Below are 20893 nucleotides of genomic sequence, written 5' to 3'. Positions count from 1 at the left end.
TCAGCCCTCCCAACTTTTGGCGCAAAAACCACATCCAGTGTGGATAGCGGACCAAAACTCCCGGTCAGGCGGTGAGGTCGACCAGGGTCTGCAGGTCCTCCGGTGTCGGCTGCCATTGACCGGCGACGACGTTGGACTCGATCTGGGACACCTTGGTGGCGCCGGCGATCACCGAGGCGACGCTGGGCATCGCAGCCAGGCCGCCGATCGCGATGTCGAGCAGGGTGATCCCCCGCTCGGCGGCGAAGCCGGAGAGCGCCTCGACCTTGTCGAAGGCAGCGTCGCTCAGATGGCTGGACTGCTCTGCGCGAGCCAGCCGGCTGCCCTGCGGCGCCGACTCGCCGCGGCGATACTTTCCGGTCAGCAGTCCCCGAGCGAGCGGGAAGAACGGCAGCAACCCGAGCCCGGTGTGCTCGAGGGCCGGCACGAGCTCCGTCTCGGCCGACCGATTGAGCCAGCTGTACTCGTTCTGCGCCGAGATGAACGCCTCGTAGCCACTGGACTTGGCGATCCAGTCGGCGTCGATGACCTGCCATCCGGCCAAGTTCGACGAGCCGATATAGCGCACCTTGCCTTCGGTGACGAGCTCTGTCAGCGCACCGAGCGTCTCCTCGATCGGGGTGACCCCATCGGGCTCGTGATACTGGTAGAGATCGATCCAGTCGGTGCCGAGCCGGCGCAGACTGTTCTCGACCGCGATCCGGATGTAGCGGCGCGAACCGCGTGCACCCCAGTCAGGTCCGTTCGCACCCCGCATGTCCATGCCGAACTTGGTGGCGACCACCACCTGGTCCCGCCGGCCCCGCAGCGCCTTGCCGAGCAGGGTCTCCGAGCCGCCCGCGTTGCCATAGATGTCGGCGGTGTCAAACAGCGTGACGCCGGCGTCGATCGCGGCGTGGACGACAGCCGGCACGTCCTCGTCGGCCATCCGGGCGCCGAAGTTGTTGCAGCCCAGACCCACGGTCGAGACGACGAGCCCGGATGGCCCGAGCGGGGCGTAGATCATGTGGTGCTCGGCGGTTGGTAACCCCGCGATCCACCTGAGTCACCCGACTCGCTCGGCTGCCCACTGCTCGGGGGCTGATAACTCGGCGGCGCCGACTCCGGCGAGGAGGGCGGCGCCGACTCCGGAGATTGCGGTGCCGACTGAGCGGAGGAGGCCGACTGAGCGGTGGGCTGGCCAGACTGCGGCCCGGTCTGCGGCGGGACATAGCCCTGGGCCGGCTGCGCCGGGGACTGCCCGTAGCTCGGCGGGACATAGCCGGACTGGGCCGGCGGCGCGTACTGCTGGCCAGGCTGCTGCCCGTACGGCGGCGGCGCGTACTGCTGTTGCGGAGGCTGCCCGTACTGCTGCTGCGGAGGCTGCCCGTACTGCTGCTGCGGAGGCTGCTGGCCATACTGGGGCTGGCCATACTGCTGCTGCGGGGCCTGCCCGTACTGCTGCGGCGGCTGGTTGTACTGCTGCTGCTGGTATTGCTGGGGCGGCGGCGCGTACTGCTGCTGGCCATATTGCTGCTGCGGCGGGTTGGGCAGCGCGTTTCCACCGCCGTGTCCCGGACCGAAGCCCTGCTGCGGCAACTGACCCTGCTGCGGATGCTGCGGAGCCTGTTGGGGATCGCCGCGATAGGCGATCTCGCCGAAGCTGACGTTCGGTGCCTGCCGGACCTCCGGGTCGTTCACCTCGAAGTAGGTCGCCTTCTCGAACTTGAAGATATTCGCAACGATGTTGGTCGGCACCGACTCGACCTTGGTGTTGTAGACCCGCACATTGGCGTTGTAGTAACGCCGTCCATTGGCGATCCGGTCCTCGGTCTCGGCCAACTGACGCTGCAGCTCGAGGAAGTTGGTGTTGCTCTTGAGGTCCGGGTAAGCCTCGACGCTGACGATCAGATTGCGGACCGCGCCGGACAGTGCGGCCTCGACGTCGGCACGCTGCTGGGTCGGCAACCCGCCCTCGGCCTGGGACAGCTGTTGAGCTTGGCTCCGCAGCCGGGTGATGTCCTCCAAGGTGTTGCGTTCGTGCGCGGCATAGGCCCGAACCGTCTCGACCAGGTTCGGGATCAGCTCATAGCGACGATTGAGCTCGACATCGACCTGGCGCCAGGACTCCTGGATCAGGTTCCGGGACTTCACAAAGCCGTTGTAAGCGCTCATCGCGACCAGCGCGATGACCGCCACGATCACCAACAGAACGATGATCAGGGTGATGGCTGTACCCATCGGGATGCTCCTAGCAGTCGGTGGTGCTGCTCACCCTAGTGCGCCCCGGGGACCATCCGGCAGATGATCCTCACGCCAGATCGAGATCTGCCAGGGAGAGCGCATACCGGTACGGCAGTCCCGCCGCCTCGATCTTCTCCTGGGCACCGGTGCCGCGATCGACGATCACCGCGACCCCGACCACGTTCGCCCCTGCCTCGCGGAGCGCCTCGACCGCGGTCAGCACGGAGCCGCCGGTGGTGCTGGTGTCCTCCACGGCGAGCACCGGTCGCCCGGCGACCTCGGCACCCTCGATCCGGCGCTGCAGTCCGTGCGCCTTCTCCGCCTTGCGGACCACGAAGGCGTCCAGCCGGCCACCGGCGGCTGCCGCGGCATGCAGCATCGAGGTGGCCACCGGATCAGCCCCCAAGGTGAGGCCGCCCACCGCATCGAAGTCCCAGTCGGCGACCAACTCGCGCATCACCCGACCGACCACCGGGGCCGCGGCTCCGTCCAGCGTCACCCGGCGGAGATCGACGTAGTAGTCGGCGGTCTTGCCGCTGGACAGGGTGACGGTGCCGTGCACCACGGCCAGATCCTTGACGGCCTCGATCAGGGACACACGATCCTGATCGCTCTGTGCGGCACTGGTCTCGCCGGTGCTGTTCTCTGCTGGGCTGGTCTCTGCTGTGCTGTTCTCTGCTGGGCTCACAGGCTCTCACCCTAGCCGGACGATTTCGTCGTACCCACTGTTGCCGCGTAGAAGCCGTCGTGCCACGGTTCTCCTAGGGATCGGGCCACCAGGCCGGGCTCCGACAAAGCAGCGCCGTCGATGAGGAGTCGCTGATGGAAGACCAGGCCACCTCGCCAACGGTCGTGTCGTCACCGGATGGCCGATCATTCCGACTACGGACCTCCACCGACGAGGGCCTGCGCGCCAGCGACTACGTGACGATCGCCGACGGCACCGGGGCCGAGCACCTCGGCTATGTGGAATCGGTCGATGAGGTGACCGAGACCACCACGTACGCGACCGGCTCGATCCTGCCCGGACCGACCACCCCGGCGCCCTTTCGGTCCGGGGCCGCGCGACGCAGCGACCCGTCCGCGGTGGCGGACTTCTTCACCTCTGCCGGGGCCTCGCTGACTGTCGGCAACCTGGTCGACGACCCTGCCGTCCCGGTCGGCTTGATCCCCAAGCGATTGAACCGCCACACCTTCTGGTGTGGGCAAAGCGGCTCGGGCAAGACGTACGCGTTGGGTGTCGCTCTGGAGCAGATCCTGCTGCACACCCGGCTGCCGATGGTGATCTTCGATCCGAACAGCGACTTCGTACGCTTTGGCGAGACACTCCCCCATGTCCAGCCAGAGATCGCCGAGCAGATCGCGGCGCGTGGCGTCCGGGTGCTCCGGCACGGCTCAGGACCGGACTCGTTGCGAGCTCGGATCCGCACCATGGACACCGCGGCCCGCGGCGCCATGCTGCGCCTGGACCCGGTGCTGCATCGCAACGAGTTCAACGCCATGGTCCGCTTCACCCCGACCGGCCCGATCCGGAGCCCGCAAGAGCTGGCAGCCGGGCTGGCCCGCTCGGATGACCCCAGCGCCCAAGCGCTCGCTCGGCACCTGGAGAACATCGGCCTGTTCGACTGGGACATCTGGGCGCTGGAGGAGACCGCGGCCACCGACGTGATCGACGAGCGACCCGCGGCCACCGTGCTCGACCTCGGCAGCCTGGAGCGACAGGAGGAGCAGCTCGCCATCGCCCTCAGCGTGCTGAATGACCTGTGGCAGCGGCGGGAGGAGCGCCGGCCACTGCTGCTGGTGATCGATGAGGCACACAATCTGTGCTCGCCCGATCTGGAGTCACTGCTCGGGCGCGCGGTGCGCGACCGGATCATCCAGATTGCGGCGGAGGGCCGCAAGTACGGGCTGTGGCTGCTGCTGTCGACCCAACGCCCGTCGAAGGTCCATGCAGGCATCGTCTCGCAATGCGACAACCTCACCTTGATGCGGATGAACTCTCCCCAGGACCTCGCTGACCTGGGCGATCTCTTCGGTTTCGTGCCGCGCCAACTGCTCGCCCAGTCGGCCCGGTTCCGGCAGGGCGAGGCCCTGCTGGCCGGCGGTTTCGTCCCGGCACCGACTCTCACCAAGATCGCGGCCCGGATGACCGTGGAGGGCGGCATCGACGTCAGGGTGCCCATGCCCTGAGTCATCATCCGGGCCGAGCAGCCTTGCTGGGACCTGGATCGGCGGGGATAGAGTCGTCTCGGCCATGGCGGCCGAGTGTGAGCAAGAAAGTGGATGAGATGACAGTGGACAGTTACGGCCCGGCGGATCTGTATGTCGTGGCCTTCCCCGAGGATCACGTGCCGGCCGCAGTCCGGCAGGCGTTGCTCGACACCCTGGCCAGCGGGGTCATCACCCTCCTCGACCTGACCCTGATCAGGAAGTCCGCCGATGGCGGTGTCCAGCTGATCGAGATCGAGAACCTCGGCGACGAGTTCGACCTCACGGTCATCGATGCGACCAGCACCGGCCTGATCGGCGACGAGGACGTCGACGGCATCGTGGCAGAGTTGGAGCCCGGCACCTCAGCACTTGCCATCCTGCTCGAGAACACCTGGGCTCGCCAGCTCGCCGGCGCTGTCCTCGGCTCCGGCGCCATCGTGCTCGCCGCTGAACGGATCCCAGCCGCTGTGGTCAACGAGGTGGCCGAGCTCGCCGGTCTCGGCGAAGAGTCCGTCCCGGCCTGATTCCTGGCGTACGACTCCATCGACTCGTACGTCGTCCAGCTCTCGATTAGCTCTCAGTAGAAGGAGAAAGCCATGCCTCTCGGTCGTCGAGCAGGTCGCCCTGGTCTGATCGGTACCGCCGCCCGGACCGCCGTCATCGCCGGCACCGCGCAAGCCACCGCCGGCGCCATCTCTCATCGCCAGCAGAACCGGTACGCGCAGCAGCAGGCCGATGCACAGGCCCAGGCCGACGCCCAGGCCGCCGCCGAACAGGCCAGGTTCGACGCCGCTGTGCAGCAAGCCGCCGCGCAGCAGGTGGCGGCCCAGCAAGCGCCTGCGCCAGCGCCGGCACCCGTGGCCGCACCCGCACCCGCGGGCGGCGGTGACGACCTGCTCGGGCAGCTCCAGCAGCTCGCTCAGCTGCAGGCCGCCGGTGTGCTCACCCCGGAGGAGTTCGCGGCCGCCAAGGCCAAGCTGCTCGGCTGAGGTGCGCCTTCACCACTGAGGTCCCTCCGGGAGCAGAGCCCGGGAGGGACCGTCACGGTTACTTGTCGGCGGTCTTGGCCAGGTGGGCGAAGCCGACGGAGCGATCCGGGGAGTGGAACAGATCCTGACAGGTGGTCAGTGTCATCACGGCCTTGGTCGGCTCCGCGCCGGGTTCGTGTGGGCTTGGGTCCAGCACCCAGGTCTCGGTGTCCTGGACCGTCAGATTCCGCGGCGAACCGTCCATCACGTAGGTGTAGATCCGGTCGCGGGTCTCGACGATGACCTTGTCGCCCTTGTTCAGTTCCAGCAGGCGCTTGAACGGCTCGCCGTGGGTCACCCGGTGCCCGGCGACGGCGAAGTTGCCGATCTCACCGGGCAACGCCGTGCTGGTGTAGTGACCGACCCCGCGGTTGAGGATCGACAAGTCCGTGCCCGAGAGGATCGGCACCTCGTAGTCCTCCCCGAACGCGGGGATGCGCAGCAGGGCGATCGCGTCGCCAGGGATCACCGTCGGGGCGATCTCGCCGTCTGCTGACCCAGCGTCCTGCTTGGCCGGCCGCTCCCAGACCTCGCGCAACTGGGTCGTCTCCTGCTGGAACGCCTTCTCCGAGGTGATGTTGGTGCCGAAATACTGCCAGGCCACCCAGCCCAGGCACCCGACGCCGGCGACCAGCAGCAGGGTCCCGACAACGGTCAGCACCGACACCCTCCGGCGCACGCCCTGAGCGCTCGGCGCCCGCTCGGTGTCGGCGCGATCATCCTTCAAGGACTGTGCCACCGAGCCATTGTGCCTGCTCCGGACCAAACCACAGGCTTCCTGGCCCAAACTGGCCGCGGGCAGCACGACCTGGTGCGCCTAGACTCCGAAGTCATGAGCCCGGCGACTTCGCAGCCACCTGCGCACCGAGGAGGGTGGTGTTGCCGGTGAGCGCAGCCGGCTGGTATCCCGATCCCGGCGGTGTGCCGGGTCGGTATCGCTATTGGGACGGCAGCACCTGGACTAACCAGGTCACCTCGCAGCCCACGGGACCCGGCACGAACCAACCGAACCCGTCCGGCACTGGAGACAGCGGAATCCCGGCGACCCCGAAGGCGGGCTCCGGTCGGCGGTGGCTGGTCGCGCTCATCGCTGCCGCCATCGCGTTGGTCGTGATCATCGTGCTGGCCGTCCGCGGGCTCGACGGGGTGATCTCCGGAGTGCCCGGGGTCCCCGGTGGCCAGCCGAGCGACAACGTCTGCCCGAGACCGGAGGCCGACAGTTCCCCCACCCCCCAGCCGAACGACGGCCGCGTCCACAGTGGCCCGCTCTCCTACCCGAAGCTGCCGGCACCGTGGGGAGAGCCGACCGTCGCCGACGACGTCCCGTTCGGCCGCGACGTGCAGCAGCAGTTCGTGCAGACCGAGCGAACCTCGAAGCTGAACTGGGGTGCCGCGGTGATGGTCGGCGAACTACTGGCCGGAGACGGCTTCTTCGCCCCGAAGGACGGCGCCGAGATCGTGCTGCGGTGCGTCACTGGGACCTTTTACGGCGACGCCGAGGTCACCCGGCACGACACCAAGAGCCAGGCCATGAAGATCGACGGGCACGACGCCTGGATCATGGAGTCCGACCTGAGCTTCGCCATCCCCGAGCTGGAGGCCACCAACGAACTGCTCACGGTGGTCATCATCGATCTCGGCAACGGCACGGCCGGCTTGTTCGCCTCGTCCGTCCCTGGCAACGCCCCGCAGTACAACGAACCTGCCCGCCGAGCGATGCAGAGTCTGCGGGTGAACTGAACTCGGCGGGTGAGCCCTCGTCGCTATCGTGTCAACCATGTCCCCGGTCGAAGCCCCCGCCACGAACCACCCGCCGACGTCGAGATACAAGGCCACCCGGGTCGGCTCCACCGCTCCCACGGTCTTCGCCGAGATGTCGGCGCTGGCGGTCGCCACCGGATCGGTCAACCTCGGGCAGGGATTCCCGGACTCCGACGGACCCGCGTTCATGCTCGAAGAGGCCGAGCGGGCTATCGCCTCAGGCATCAACCAGTACCCACCGGCGCGTGGCATCCCCGCCCTGCGACGAGCCATCGTCGAGCACAGCCACCGCCATTACGGGCTGGCCTACGACCCTGAGACCGAGGTGACCGTCACTGCCGGGGCAACCGAAGCGCTGGCGGCGACCTTCATGGCCTTCGTCGACCCCGGTGACGAGGTGATCGCGCTCGAACCGTTCTACGACTCCTACTCGGCGTCCGTCGAGATGGCTGGCGGACACATCGTGGGCGTGGGCGTCTTCGGCCCGGACTTCGTCCTCGACCTCGACGAACTCCGGGCAGCAGTGAGCCCGCGGACCAAGATGATCCTGGTGAACTCGCCGCACAATCCCACCGGTGCAGTGCTGAACCGGACCGAGCTCACCGCGATCGCCGCGCTGGCGACCGAACACGATCTGCTGGTGGTCTGCGATGAGGTCTATGAGCATCTGCTCTTCGACGACGTCGAACACCTGCCATTGGCGACCTTCCCGGGCATGCGGGAGCGGACGATCCGGATCTCCTCGGCCGGCAAGACCTTCTCGGCCACAGGCTGGAAGATCGGCTGGGCGATGGGACCGGCTCAGCTGATCACCGAGATCGTCGCGGTGAAGCAGTTCTTGACCTTCGCGTCCGGGGCACCCTTTCAACCAGCGATCGCCCGGGCGCTGGACGAGGGCGATGCCTGGGTCACCGCAGCTCGCCTGGAGCTGCAGGGCAAGCGAGACCGGCTGGCCGCCGGGCTGCGCTCGGTCGGGTTGGAGCCTGCGCTCCCCAAGGGGACCTACTTCATGACCACCGACGTACGACCGCTCGGGTACGCCGACGGGCTGGAGTTCTGCCGCGACATCCCGCACCGCTGCGGAGTGGTGGCCATCCCGCACCAGGTGTTCTATGCCCGCACCGACGCCGGCAAACCGTACGTCCGCTGGGCCTTCTGCAAGTCTGACCCGGTGCTCGACGAGGCAGTCCGTCGGTTGGTCTCGCTCAGCTGACTGGTCCACTCGGGACTCCGCGGTCCGGACGAGCCGGCTCAACGCAATCATGAGCCGACTGTCCGGATCGGTGCCGCCTACCCCTTGTTGCCGATGGAGTGGAAGATCGAGCCGTCGGTGACCCGTTCCTCCAACTCTTCGAGCGTACGACCCCGGGTCTCGGGCACGAACTTCAGGACGAACAGGAACGAGATGGCGTTCGCCACCGCGAAGATGACGAACAGGCCCATGCCCAGGGCCGCGACAACAGACGGCACGTTGAGCGCGATGACGCCATTCGCGACCCAGAGCACGAACACCGAGACGCCCATGCCGATGCCGCGCATGTGCAGCGGGAACACCTCGGACAGGTACACCCAGACAGCGAGGTTCAAGAACAGCTGGATCGAGCCGATCATGAACACGATCAGCACCAGGAACACCCAGGGACGGAGTGGGTTGCCCACCGGGAACATCGCCATCCCGATGACGATGAACAGGTGCGACAGTGCGGTGAGACCGAGACCCCAGAGGAAGTTGGTCCGGCGGTTGATCCGGTCCATCAGATACAGGGCGGTCGTGCCACCGATCACCGCGATGACGCCGGGGGCGATGTTCACCCACCCGATCATCGACTCGTTGAAGCCAGCCTCGGCGAGCATCCGCTGGCCGTAGTACATGATCGCATTCACGCCGGTGAACTGCTGGGCAATGCCGAGACCACAGGCGATCAGCAGGATGTAAACCAGGTTCTTGTTGGAGAGCACGGCGCGCAGGCCGAGCGCCTTGCTCGCCTGCTCATGCTCCTCCTCCGCGACGTGGGAGACCTCAGCGAACTCGGCCTCCGCCCGTTCGTCGGACCGGATGGTCTTCAGCACGGCGAGAGCTTCCTCGTTCCGTCCCTTCTCGACGTACCAGCGCGGCGATTCCGGCATCCGCAGCATGCCGAAGAACAAGACGATCGCCGGCAGTGCGCAGATGGAGAACATGATTCGCCAGACTCCCGGCTGATGGCCGAACAGCTGCGCGATGATCGCGTTGACGACGAAGGCTGCCAGCTGACCGACCACGATCATCAGCTCGTTGCGTCCCGCGAGCGAGCCGCGGATCTCGAACGGAGCCATCTCGGCCAGGTAGACAGGGACGACCGCCGAGGCTCCGCCGACCGCGAGACCCAGCAGGATACGACCGAGAACCAGCATGGTGAAGCCCTGCGAGGTGACGACGATCGCTGTCCCGCAGAAGAACGTCACAGCCAGGATGATGATGGTGGTCCGGCGGCCGATCGCGTCGGCGACCTTCCCGCAGATCAACGCTCCGAAGGCTGCTGCGAACACAAGTGAGCTGAGGACGACGCCTACCTGGAGGTCACTGAGGCCCATTTCATGCTGCATCGGACGCTCGGCGCCGTTCGCCACTCCGGTGTCGTAGCCGAAGAGCAGGCCACCGAAGGTGGCGATGATGGCGACGAGGCCGAGGCGCTTCTTGTGCGGCCCGTCGGTGAGCGGTGGCAATAACGATTCACTGGCTGATGCGCCGTGTGCCATGCTGACTCCTTTGTCTTGACAATCGAGACGTCACCACAACGCCCCGGTAGGGAGGGGATGGAGTGACTCGGAATAGCGAGTCACTGAATCGCGACGCCTGGCTAGACCGGTCTAATGCCGGAACAATAGGTGCGGCCGCCAGACATTGTCAAGACATACGACCATGGATCGAGCGCGCTGAGTTCGGGATCCTGGATCCTTCGGATCAAGGCGCCTACGCCCGACCCGGCTGCGACACCGGACGAGCGCTCAGCTCGTCCTTCGAAGATCAGGCGTCACACGAGCCGCGAGTCCGCTCGTCGATACCACTGAGTGGCACCCGGAGTCCACAGAATCAGGCAGACAAAGCCGATATAAGCAGCGCTCGGCAGCCACCAGACGAAGTCGTGCCGCAACCACCACGCCGACCAGGCCAGCGTCGCGATCCCTGTCGCAGTGAGCACCATTCGCGCCCAGGCTCGGGGCGCCAAAACCACGAAACCAAGGAAGAACGCAAGCGTGGGGAACCCGTACAACGGGATCGCAAGACCCTCGATCAAACCGAGATGGAAACGGCGCAGCAGGTGATAGATCCCACCCTCGATATCGGTGGTGGACAACCCGGCCGCACCGGCGGTCGCCACCAGCCAGGCGAAACTCAGCGCACAGAGCCACTGCAACGAGGCAGTCACCGTCATCGTGGCCGCCATCGCGATCACCGCCGGCCGCTGGCGCCGAGCCGGAGGCAGGTACGTCGGTGGACCCGCGACCCACTGCTGCTGCGGTGGCCAGGGGGACTGCTGAGGGGGGCCCGCGTACGGATCCTGCCGCCAGGCGACCGGGATCGGCGCGGTCGGCTGACTCCCGGGTGGCGCGAACTGCGGGCCGTGCGAGCCCGGCGCCGAGTATCCGGGAGGCTGTGACATAGAGCCCAGAGTAGATCAGCCACCGAGGCGGCGATTCAGAGTCGAGGCGGCTCGCTGCACCGCCTCGACCAGGCGCGCCCGGCGTTCCGCGTCGACTCGAGCGGCTTCGAAGGTCACCGAGATGCCGGCCACGGGATAGCCGGTCCGGTCCAGCACCGGCACGCCGACCGAGGCCAAACCTTCGGTGATCAAGTTGTCCTCGAGCGCGTAGCCACGCTCCCGCACGCCATGGAGCAGGTCGCGCAGCTCCGGGAGAGTGGTGGGACCATGACCGGCACGCTCGACGAGGGCTCCGGCATCGGGATAGACGGCCCGGACCTGGGCCGGCGACAACACCGACAGGATCGCCAGACCCGAGGCGGTCAGCGTGGCCGGCAGCCGTACGCCGACGTCGGTCACCAGTGCGCGTCGCCGCGGGGCACGCTGTTCGATCACGTAGTAGACGTCCGAGCCGTGCAGCACCGCCAGATGAGCGTTCTCTCTGGTCGCACTCACCAACCGGGTGAGGACCGGTTGGGCCACCCGACGGAGCGGCATCTGCCGCGAGTAGCTCGAGCCGAGCTCAAAGGCGACGACACCGAGGCCGTACCGCTTCTCCTCCGGCAGATAGCTGACAAATCCCTGCTCCACCAGGGAACCGAGCAAGCGGTAGGTCGTCGAGCGCGGCAACCCGAGAGCAGCGGCCACGGTCGCGGCGGGCACCGGCTCCACCTGCCGGGCCAGCAGCACCAGGATCTTCAGAACCGCATCGGCTGCCGGCGAGAGAGACATAGCGCGAGAGTCTCAGATATGAGACAGGATCACCAGCGACGGCCTTCCGAAGGTGTCCTCGGATCGCGTCCAATGGAGGCATGCCCACACAGACCCTGAACCCCACCGACACCATCACCGTCGGTCTGGGTCCGGTCAGCTTCGACGAGGTCGTCGCGGTGGCTCGGCACGATGCCCGGGTGCAGATCCACCCCGACGCGCTGGCCGAGATCCGCCGGACCCGGGCCGTGATCGAGGCCTTGGCCGACGACCCGCAACCGCACTACGGCGTGTCCACCGGCTTCGGCGCGCTCGCCACCAGGCACATCCCGATCGCCAGTCGCACCCAGCTGCAGCGCAGTTTGATCCGCTCCCACGCCGCCGGATCGGGTCCCGAGGTGGAGCGCGAGGTGGTCCGTGCGCTGATGCTGCTCCGGCTCTCCACCTTGGCCACCGGGCGCACGGGTGTCCGCGAGGTCGTCGCCCAGACCTACGTAAACCTGCTGAACGCGGGCATCACACCGGTCGTGCACGAGTACGGCAGTCTGGGCTGCTCCGGCGACCTCGCCCCCTTGGCCCACTGCGCACTGGCGGTGATGGGCGAGGGCACGGTCCGCGATCAGGACGGCGTGCTGCGGCCTGCCGCCGAGGCTCTCGCTGCGGCCGGCCTCGAACCCGTCGTGCTGGCCGAGAAGGAAGGCCTGGCGCTGATCAACGGCACCGACGGCATGCTCGGCATGTTGATCTTGGCGCTGGCAGATCTGGACACCCTGGTCACCACGGCGGATGTGACCGCCGCCATGAGCGTGGAGGGGCAACTCGGCACTGACGACGTGTTCGCCGAGGATCTGCACCGGCTCCGGCCCCATCCCGGCCAGCTGGCCTCGGCCACCAACCTGCGGAAGATCATGGTCCGAAGTGCCATTCGAGAGAGCCACCGCACCGACAACTGCACCCGGGTGCAGGACGCGTACTCACTGCGTTGCTCACCTCAGGTCGCCGGCGGCGCCCGCGACACCATGGCGCACGCCCGTACGGTGGCGTCGATCGAGCTGGCCTCCGCGATCGACAACCCCGTCGTCACCCTGGACGGACGGGTCGAGTCCAACGGCAACTTCCACGGCGCACCGATCGCGTACGTGCTGGACTTCCTCGCCATCGTGGTCGCAGATCTGGCCAGCATCTCCGAACGCCGCACCGACCGGTTCCTGGACAAGACTCGCAGCCACGGCCTGAATCCCTTCCTGGCCGACGATCCAGGCGTCGATTCCGGCCACATGATCGCCCAGTACACCCAGGCGGCGATCGTCTCCGAGCTCAAGCGGCTCGCAGCGCCGGCCTCGGTCGACTCCATCCCCAGCTCGGCGATGCAGGAGGACCATGTGTCGATGGGCTGGTCCGCGGCCCGCAAGCTCCGCCGCGCGATCGACGGGCTGACCCGGGTGCTGGCCATCGAACTGCTCACCGCCGCCCGTGGCATCGAGTTGCGCGCGCCGCTCACTCCAAGCCCGGCGACCGGAGCGGTGATCACTGCCCTGCGCGCCGCCGGTGCCCCCGCTCCCGGTCCAGATCGTTGGCTCGCTCCCGAGATCGAGACTGCCGTCACCTTCGTCTCCACCGGCGGCGCCGTTGCAGCCGCCGAGGCCATCACCGGCCCGCTCAACTGACTCCCCGAAAGGACTGATTTCTGATGGAAGGCGCCCGTCCCGTCCGCGCACCCCGCGGCACCACCCTGTCCGCCAAGAGCTGGACCACCGAGGCCCCGCTGCGGATGCTGATGAACAACCTCGACCCGGAGAACGCCGAGCGTCCCGACGATCTGGTCGTCTACGGCGGCACCGGCCGCGCCGCGCGTGACTGGCGGTCCTTCGACGCCATGGTCCGTACGCTGCGCGACCTCGAGGCCGACGAGACCATGCTGGTCCAGTCCGGCCGACCGGTCGGCGTGATGCGTACCCATGAATGGGCCCCGCGCGTGCTGATCGCCAACTCCAATCTGGTGCCCGACTGGGCGAACTGGCCCGAGTTTCGTCGGCTGGAGCATCAGGGTCTGACCATGTACGGCCAGATGACCGCCGGTTCTTGGATCTACATCGGCACCCAAGGCATCGTCCAGGGCACCTACGAGACCTTCGCCGCCGTGGCCGAGAAGCGGTTCGGCGGCACCCTGGCCGGCACCTTGACGCTGACCGGTGGCTGCGGCGGCATGGGCGGTGCCCAGCCCTTGGCCGTCACGCTCAACGACGGTGTCTGCCTGATCGTCGACGTGGATCGGCACCGGCTGCAGCGTCGAGTCGATCACCGCTATCTCGACGAGGTGGCCGACGATCTCGACTCGGGCATCGCGAAAGCGCTGCAGGCCAAGGCCGACAAGCGCGCCTGGTCGGTCGGTGTGGTCGGCAACTGCGCGGAGATCTTCCCCGAGTTGCTCCGTCGCGGCGTACCGATCGACATCGTCACCGACCAGACCAGCGCGCACGATCCGCTGGCGTACCTACCGGAGGGCATCAGCGTCGACGACTGGGACGACTACGCGGCCAAGAAGCCGGAGGAGTTCACCGATCGCGCCCAGGCCTCGATGGCCAAGCACGTTCAGGCGATGGTGGAGTTCCAAGATGGCGGCGCTGAGGTGTTCGACTACGGCAACTCGATCCGCGACGAGGCCCGCAAGGGCGGCTACGAGCGGGCATTCGAGTTCCCCGGCTTCGTGCCGGCGTACATCCGGCCGCTGTTCTGCCAGGGCAAGGGCCCGTTCCGCTGGGCCGCGCTGTCTGGTGATCCGAAGGACATCTATGCCACCGACAAGGCCGTGATGGATCTGTTCCCCGACAACGACCGACTGCAGAAGTGGATGCGGGGCGCCAAGGAGAAGATCGCTTTCCAGGGTCTGCCGGCGCGGATCTGCTGGCTGGGCTACGGCGAGCGGGACAAGGCCGGGGCCGCGTTCAACGACCTGGTCGCCTCCGGCGAGGTCAGCGCACCGATCGTGATCGGTCGCGACCACCTCGACTGCGGCTCCGTCGCCAGCCCCTATCGCGAGACCGAGTCGATGGCCGACGGCTCCGACGCGATCGCCGACTGGCCACTGCTGAACGCCCTGGTCAACACGGCCTCGGGCGCATCGTGGGTGTCCATCCACCACGGCGGCGGGGTCGGCATCGGCCGATCCATCCACGCTGGGCAGGTCTCGGTTGCCGACGGCACCGAGCTGGCCGCGCAAAAGCTGTCTCGGGTGCTCACCAACGATCCCGGCATGGGTGTCATCCGGCACGTCGACGCCGGCTACGACCTGGCCGTCGACGTGGCCACCGAGCGCGGCGTACGAGTGCCGATGCGCGAGGACAGTGTCTGATGGTCGCGCTCCGCGCTCCCCGGCCAAGGGCTCCGCGAGATCTCGCTCGTTCGTCACGATTCGGAACGACACTCTGTCGGATCTGCTCGCTTCACTCGCGGGACGTGTCGCTCCGAATCGCTCCTGCACTCCCGAGAGGCTCCGCCCATGACCGGTTCTGATGGTCGCGCATCGCGTTCCTCCTTCGATCGGCAGTGGGCGGATCTCGGTGGGATCGGGCGCAGCGAGGAGACCGGCGGCTACCGCCGTTATGCCCTGACGGGCGTGGACCATACCCTCCGCGAGTGGTTCGCCGGTGAGGCGGCCGCCCGAGGTCTGGAGTTGACCACCGATCGGATGGGCAATCAGTGGGCCTGGTGGGGTGATCCGGACATCACGCCGGGGATCGTCACCGGTTCCCATCTGGACAGCGTGCCCGACGGAGGCGCCTACGACGGGCCGCTCGGCGTGGTGTCGGCCTTCGCTGCGCTGGATCAGTTGCGTGCCGAGGGATTCGTCCCGGCGAGACCGCTCGGGATCGTCAACTTCTCCGACGAGGAGGGCGCCCGGTTCGGTGTCGCCTGCGCCGGATCCCGGGTGATCACCGGGGCGATGACACCCGAGCGGGCGCTCGGGCTGCAGGACGGAGAGGGGGTGACCATGGCCGAGGCACTGCGGTCGGCCGGTCGCGATCCGCACACGATCGGGTCTGACCCGGAGACGCTGAAGCGGATCGGTGCCTTCGTCGAACTGCATGTCGAGCAGGGCCGTGGGCTGATCGACCTCGGCCAACCGGTAGCGATTGGCACCGACATCTGGCCGCACGGTCGCTGGCGGATCGACTTCCCTGGTGAGGCCAACCACGCCGGTACGACCCGGCTGACCGATCGGCACGACGCCATGATCGGACTGGCCTCCACGGTGCTCGCGGCGCGCTCGGCGGCATCGATGCACGGCTGTGTCGCGACTGTCGGCAAGACCCTGCTCGTGCCGGGCGGGGTGAATGCCATCCCGTCGGCGGCAACGGCCTGGCTGGACGGCCGGGGCGCCGACGAGAACGCGGTCCGCCGGATGGTCACCGAGATCACCACGGCAGCCGGCGAGTTCGGCGCTGAGGTCGGCGAGGAGTCCTGGACCCCGACCACCCGGTTCGACGCCGGGCTCATTGGTCGGTTGCAGGAGGTGCTGCCGACGGCACCGCTGCTCGGCACCGGCGCCGGACATGACGCAGGGATCCTCGCCACTGCAGGAATCCCGTCGGCGATGCTCTTCGTCCGCAATCCGACCGGTATCTCCCACTCGCCCGCCGAACACGCCGATCGCGACGACTGCCTAGCCGGCGTCGAGGCGCTCACCGCTGTCCTAGCCGAGCTGCTCAACTGCGGAGAAGTAGCCCCGACTGCGTCCCATAGCGGCTTAGGAGCACACCATCAGAGCAGTCGAGGACACTTTTCCGCACGATCTGGTTCGCAGGACCCACGATGACCGCGTACTGGATCCCGCGCGCCCATCTCCCCACCGGAATCGCGACCGATGTGCTGCTCACCGAGACCGACGGGGCGATCACCGAGGTGACGGCGGGCGCCGATCCACGACAAGCCGACGTACGGTTCGCCGGCGTCGCGCTGCCCGGATTCGCCAATGCGCACAGCCACGCGTTCCATCGGGCACTGCGGGGACGTACCCATGGCGACGGAGGCACATTCTGGACCTGGCGTCAGCAGATGTACGCCGCCGCGTCTCGGCTGGATCCCGACAGCTACTTCCTGCTGGCTCGTGCGGTCTATGCCGAGATGGTGCTCGCAGGGATGAGCGTGGTCGGCGAGTTCCACTACCTGCACCATGACCGGCGCGGGCGCCGCTATGCGAACCCGAACGCGATGAGCGAGGCGCTGGTCGCGGCCGCCGACGAGGCCGGGATCCGGCTGACCCTGCTCGACGTCTGCTATCTCGAAGGAGGGCTCACCACCGACGGCTATCAGCCGCTCGACCCCGTGCAGCAGCGCTTCTCCGACGGATCCGTAGATGCGTGGGCCGACCGGGTCGCCGCCTTTGCGACCGAGCAGGCCGACGCACCGAACGTACGCGTTGGCGCCGCCGCCCATTCCGTGCGGGCACTGGATCCGGATGATCTTGCCCGGCTCGGCAAGGTCCGCCCAGCGGGACCACTGCACGTCCACCTCAGCGAGCAACCGGCTGAGAACGAGACCGTGCTCGCCGTCCACGGCTGCACACCCACCGCGCTGCTCGCCCAGCACGGCCTACTGGGTTCAGACGCGACGGCCATCCATGCGACCCATCTGACCAGCGAGGACATTGCCCTGCTGGGAAGCACCCGCACCGGATCATGCTTCTGCCCGACGACCGAACGCGACCTCGCCGACGGCATCGGCCCGGCTCGGGCGCTGGTGGACGCCGGCAGCCCACTCAGTCTCGGCAGCGACCAGCACGCGGTGATCGACATGTTCGAGGAGATGCGAGGGGTCGAGATGCACGAGCGGCTGGACACCAACCAGCGTGGCCGGTTCGCTCCCGCCGAGTTGATCACCGCGGCAACCGCCGCCGGCTACGACAGCCTCGGCTGGAATGGTGGCGGTCGACTGGCTACCGGCGCACCGGCCGACTTCGTGATCGTTGACAGCACCTCGGTCCGCACCGCCGGGAGCGAGCCAGGTCAGATTCACTACGCAGCGACAGCCGCCGATGTCACCGACGTGATCGTGGCCGGCGAGCAGATCGTCCGCGACCGCCGGCATCGCCTCGGACCAGTCGGTCCGCTGCTCACCTCGGCCCTCGACACTCTCCACGATGGCTCATGATCAGCGTCGCAGCCCACGCCACCATCCCAACCCATGCTCCCGAGAGGCTCCATCCATGACCAGCACCTTGATCACCAGCATTGGCGAGCTGGTCACCTGCGACGACAGCACCGAAGACCGACTTGGCATCCGCCACAACGCAGCGATCGTGATCACCGATGACGGGATCTCCTGGATCGGCGCGGATACCGAGGCGCCGCCGGCCGATCAGCGGATCGACCTCGGCGGCCGGACCCTGATCCCTGGGTTCGTGGATTCGCACAGCCACCTGGTCTTCGCCGGGGATCGCTCGGCCGAGTTCGCCGCCCGAATGACCGGCGCACCGTACGACGGTGGCGGCATCGCGAGCACCATGGCGGCGACTCGGTCGGCGTCTGATGACGAGCTCCGCTTGCCGGTCGCAGCGCGAGTCGCCGAGATGCGCGCCCAGGGCACAACCACGGTCGAGATCAAGAGTGGATATGGACTGAGCATCGCCGACGAGGCCAGGGCGCTTCGGATCGCCGGTGAGTTCACCCCGGAGACCACCTTCCTCGGTGCTCATGTGGTGCCACCGGAATGGCGCCACCGCCGTGCCGACTACATCGATCTCGTCATCGGCGACATGCTCAGCACCGCGGCCCCGTACGCACGATGGATCGATGTCTTCTGCGAGCCGAACTCCCCGTACGCGTTCGACGCGGACGAAGCTCGGACGGTGTTGGAGGCCGGTCGAGATGCCGGGCTGGAACTCCGGGTGCACGGTAACCAGCTCGGTCACGGGCCCGGGGCGCAGCTGGCGGTCGAGCTGGAGGCGGCAAGTGTCGATCACTGCACCTACCTCTCCGATGCCGATGTCGACGCGCTCGCCGACGCCTCGGACACGACGGTCGCGACGCTGCTGCCCGGAGTGGAGTTCTGCACCCGCTCGCCCTATCCTGACGGCGCCCGGCTGCTGGCCGCCGGGGTCTCGATCGCACTCGCCTCGGACTGCAACCCAGGCACCTGCTATTCGTCCTCGATCCCGTTCATGATCGCGCTCGCGGTCCGCGAGATGGGCCTGACACCTGCGCAGGCGCTCTATGCGGCAACCGTCGGTGCCGCGCGGTCACTGCGCCGGAGCGACATCGGCCGGATCGTGGTCGGCGGTCGCGCCGATCTCGCGGTGATCGAAGCGCCCAGCCATCTGCACCTCGCCTATCGGCCCGGTGTGCCACTCGTCCGTGCCCTCGAGGGACTCTGACGAAGCCATCGGCAGCGGTTGACGTCGGCTCTGGGCGGTGTGCGATATTCGCTGAGTGACGGGCAAACGGACGACCGTGCCCTGGTGGGCAGCTGGGCGATACCCGGTGCGACTCGCCGTGTTGCTGGCGGCCGCACCGGCTGCCATCAGCGTGATCATCGGCCTGCTCGGCGAGCGCGTCGGTGGTGATCCGCTGACCTGGCGTTTGATCGCCGTGCTGGTGGTCATGATCGGCGCGCTGGTGATCGTCGGCCAGGGTCGGGCCTGGCAGCGTACGGGCGCTGCCGGACCGAGCAGCTGGCGGCGGGAGGGCCTGGTGGTCATCCCGATGCTGATCGCGCTGGCTCCGCTGGTCACCGGCATCGACCTGCCGGCGGCATCAACCCTGGGCATCCTGGTTGCCGGCTATGTCGCTACAGGGGTGTTCGAGGAGATCTGGCACCGCGGCGTCATCCAGGACACGCTGCGGAGTCTGGGACTGCGACGGGCCGCTGTGCTCGGTGGGGCCATCTTCGGGTTGAGCCACTTGACCAACATCGCCTTCGGCCAGTCCGTAGCGGTCAGCCTGGCTCAGGCGGTCGGAGCGTTCTGCTTCGGTGTCGGCTTTTCGATCCTGCGCTGGCGTACCAACGCCATTTGGCTGCTGGTTGCGGTCCATGCGGTCGGCGATCTGCTTTTCAAGATCACCGGTCTGCACGGCGGGCTGCTCTGGGGATTCCTGATCGCGCACGACACTGCGATGCTGCTCTGGGGTCTGTGGTGTCTGCGCGGAGTTCGCGACAGCCTTCCGGTGGCGGTCAGCCGAAGTGAGCGCCGCCGGTGACCGGATCGGGAGATGCCTCCGCGTCCTCATCGGTGAACGGCTTCGCACCGCCCACGAAGCGACTCTGTTGAGTGCCGGTCAACACCCGGTACGGGAACATGGATCCCGCTGCACGCCGGATCAGAGCCGCCTCCGGCAGCGGCGCCTCGGACCCCGTGATGATGACGTTGCCGAACCGGCGACCTTTCAGTGTGGCCGGCTCGGCCCCGTAGACCGCATGGTCGAAGACCGCGGCAACTCCGGCCAGCACCCGTTTGGAGTAGCCGAGTCGCCCTTGGTCGGTCACATTGATCACCACCGCACCGGTCGATCCGACGACCCGGCGTACGTCGGTGAGGAACTCGGTCGTGGTCAGCTCGGGCGGCACTCGGGCACCGACGAACGCATCGACGATGACCAGGTCGGCGAAGTCGTCACGCATGGCGGCGATCCCGCTCCGCCCGTCAGTGGCCCGCACCTTGATCCCGCTGCGCCGTGGCAACGGCAGCTGCTCGCGGACCAACATGGTCAGCTCCTCGTCGGGCTCGAGCACGATCTGCGCCGAGCTGGGCCGAGTAGCCGCCACATAGCGCGGCAGGGTCAAGGCTGCGCCCCCGACGTGGACGACTCTCATTCGCGCACCCTCGGGAGCGATCTCGTCGATCACATCGGCAATCCGCTGGACGTAGTCGAACTCCAGCCGCAACGGATCGGCCAGGTCAACGTACGACTGGTCGGTGTCCCCGATTCGCACCAGAAAGGCGCCGGGCTGCGCCGGGTCCTCAACCAGCGTGACCGTCTGCGATCCGGTCTCCACTCTGGTCTCCCTGCTCACCGTTGCCCTCCTGGCACGTCCGAATCCTCACATATAACCCGTCGCCAGTGAGGACGCCGTCACGAGCGGCACCGCAGCGCACGCGAGGCGTGTTCCGTTTGGCGCCGCGGGGCCACGGACGACCCGTGGCTGGGCGTCTTCCGAGCACGTTTCACGCCCCCGGGCCAACCACGACCAACGGTCACCCGTAGCCCCAGCACGTTTCACGCCCCCGGGCCAACGACGACCGCGAGTCGTGCGCCAAGCCCGTGCCTGTGACGCCCGCGG

At 67.8% G+C, this 20893-nt stretch carries 19 protein-coding genes; 11 read left to right on the top strand and 8 right to left on the bottom strand.

Annotation, left to right across the window (positions count from 1 at the left end; translation table 11 throughout):
- Positions 1-64: 64 nt before the first annotated feature.
- The 3 genes from MLP_RS03060 to pyrE form a co-directional block, all read right to left on the bottom strand.
- On the bottom strand, positions 65-1006 hold the full coding sequence (locus tag MLP_RS03060) for an aldo/keto reductase (RefSeq protein WP_013861540.1): 942 nt from the start codon (positions 1004-1006) through the stop codon (positions 65-67).
- Complete coding sequence (locus MLP_RS28795; RefSeq protein ID WP_013861539.1) at positions 1003-2220, bottom strand: LemA family protein; 1218 nt, start codon at positions 2218-2220, stop codon at positions 1003-1005. The genes MLP_RS03060 and MLP_RS28795 overlap by 4 nt, the downstream gene beginning before the upstream one ends.
- Positions 2221-2290: 70 nt before the next feature.
- The gene (gene pyrE, locus MLP_RS03050) at positions 2291-2911 is read right to left on the bottom strand and encodes an orotate phosphoribosyltransferase (RefSeq protein WP_013861538.1); all 621 of its coding nucleotides are present in this window, start codon (positions 2909-2911) and stop codon (positions 2291-2293) included.
- A gap of 134 nt (positions 2912-3045) precedes the next feature.
- Here pyrE and MLP_RS03045 point away from each other — a divergent pair, with 134 nt between their 5' ends.
- The 3 genes from MLP_RS03045 (at position 3046) to MLP_RS03035 (ending at position 5423) form a co-directional block, all read left to right on the top strand.
- Positions 3046-4413 (top strand): ATP-binding protein, encoded by a 1368-nt coding sequence (locus MLP_RS03045; protein ID WP_013861537.1) that lies wholly within the window; start codon positions 3046-3048, stop codon positions 4411-4413.
- A gap of 98 nt (positions 4414-4511) precedes the next feature.
- On the top strand, positions 4512-4958 hold the full coding sequence (locus MLP_RS03040) for a DUF6325 family protein (RefSeq protein ID WP_070100519.1): 447 nt from the start codon (positions 4512-4514) through the stop codon (positions 4956-4958).
- A 72-nt stretch (positions 4959-5030) separates the two neighbouring features.
- Positions 5031-5423 (top strand): SHOCT domain-containing protein, encoded by a 393-nt coding sequence (locus tag MLP_RS03035; RefSeq protein ID WP_013861535.1) that lies wholly within the window; start codon positions 5031-5033, stop codon positions 5421-5423.
- 58 nt (positions 5424-5481) lie between these two features.
- On the opposite strand, the gene MLP_RS03030 is transcribed toward MLP_RS03035, so the two are convergent.
- The gene (locus MLP_RS03030; protein ID WP_231851412.1) at positions 5482-6201 is read right to left on the bottom strand and encodes a class E sortase; all 720 of its coding nucleotides are present in this window, start codon (positions 6199-6201) and stop codon (positions 5482-5484) included.
- Between the two features lie 146 nt (positions 6202-6347).
- Here MLP_RS03030 and MLP_RS27820 point away from each other — a divergent pair, with 146 nt between their 5' ends.
- Together MLP_RS27820 and MLP_RS03020 are read left to right on the top strand one after the other, a co-directional pair.
- Positions 6348-7202 (top strand): DUF2510 domain-containing protein, encoded by an 855-nt coding sequence (locus MLP_RS27820; RefSeq protein ID WP_269453412.1) that lies wholly within the window; start codon positions 6348-6350, stop codon positions 7200-7202.
- A gap of 37 nt (positions 7203-7239) precedes the next feature.
- On the top strand, positions 7240-8436 hold the full coding sequence (locus tag MLP_RS03020) for a pyridoxal phosphate-dependent aminotransferase (protein WP_013861532.1): 1197 nt from the start codon (positions 7240-7242) through the stop codon (positions 8434-8436).
- 77 nt (positions 8437-8513) lie between these two features.
- Here MLP_RS03020 and MLP_RS03015 read toward each other — a convergent pair whose 3' ends face one another.
- From MLP_RS03015 to MLP_RS03005, 3 genes are all read right to left on the bottom strand, one after another.
- Complete coding sequence (locus tag MLP_RS03015) at positions 8514-9962, bottom strand: sugar porter family MFS transporter (RefSeq protein WP_013861531.1); 1449 nt, start codon at positions 9960-9962, stop codon at positions 8514-8516.
- A 275-nt stretch (positions 9963-10237) separates the two neighbouring features.
- On the bottom strand, positions 10238-10867 hold the full coding sequence (locus MLP_RS03010) for a hypothetical protein (RefSeq protein ID WP_013861530.1): 630 nt from the start codon (positions 10865-10867) through the stop codon (positions 10238-10240).
- A 15-nt stretch (positions 10868-10882) separates the two neighbouring features.
- Positions 10883-11638 (bottom strand): IclR family transcriptional regulator, encoded by a 756-nt coding sequence (locus MLP_RS03005; protein ID WP_013861529.1) that lies wholly within the window; start codon positions 11636-11638, stop codon positions 10883-10885.
- 80 nt (positions 11639-11718) lie between these two features.
- On the opposite strand from MLP_RS03005, the gene hutH reads away from it, so the two are divergent.
- The 6 genes from hutH to MLP_RS02975 all read left to right on the top strand — a co-directional run bounded on the left by hutH (position 11719) and on the right by MLP_RS02975 (position 19812).
- Complete coding sequence (gene hutH / locus MLP_RS03000) at positions 11719-13284, top strand: histidine ammonia-lyase (RefSeq protein WP_013861528.1); 1566 nt, start codon at positions 11719-11721, stop codon at positions 13282-13284.
- A 23-nt stretch (positions 13285-13307) separates the two neighbouring features.
- Positions 13308-14969 (top strand): urocanate hydratase, encoded by a 1662-nt coding sequence (hutU, locus tag MLP_RS02995; protein WP_013861527.1) that lies wholly within the window; start codon positions 13308-13310, stop codon positions 14967-14969.
- Positions 14970-15116: 147 nt separating this feature from the next.
- Positions 15117-16433, top strand: a complete 1317-nt coding sequence (locus MLP_RS02990) for an allantoate amidohydrolase (protein ID WP_013861526.1) — start codon at positions 15117-15119, stop codon at positions 16431-16433.
- The gene (locus MLP_RS02985; protein ID WP_013861525.1) at positions 16430-17767 is read left to right on the top strand and encodes a formimidoylglutamate deiminase; all 1338 of its coding nucleotides are present in this window, start codon (positions 16430-16432) and stop codon (positions 17765-17767) included. The genes MLP_RS02990 and MLP_RS02985 overlap by 4 nt, the downstream gene beginning before the upstream one ends.
- A gap of 55 nt (positions 17768-17822) precedes the next feature.
- Positions 17823-18989, top strand: coding sequence for an imidazolonepropionase (hutI, locus tag MLP_RS02980; protein WP_013861524.1), 1167 nt, complete (start codon positions 17823-17825; stop codon positions 18987-18989).
- 55 nt (positions 18990-19044) lie between these two features.
- A complete protein-coding gene (locus MLP_RS02975; protein WP_156821004.1) occupies positions 19045-19812 on the top strand; it encodes a CPBP family intramembrane glutamic endopeptidase in 768 nt (255 codons plus the stop codon).
- On the opposite strand, the gene MLP_RS02970 is transcribed toward MLP_RS02975, so the two are convergent.
- On the bottom strand, positions 19787-20626 hold the full coding sequence (locus MLP_RS02970) for a spermidine synthase (protein WP_231851411.1): 840 nt from the start codon (positions 20624-20626) through the stop codon (positions 19787-19789). The genes MLP_RS02975 and MLP_RS02970 overlap by 26 nt on opposite strands.
- Positions 20627-20893: the final 267 nt, after the last annotated feature.

Origin of the sequence: Microlunatus phosphovorus NM-1, assembly GCF_000270245.1 — a bacterium.
Classification (GTDB): domain Bacteria; phylum Actinomycetota; class Actinomycetes; order Propionibacteriales; family Propionibacteriaceae; genus Microlunatus; species Microlunatus phosphovorus.
Note: the sequence above shows the minus strand (reverse complement) of the source record. Positions and strands in the feature narration are given on the sequence as shown.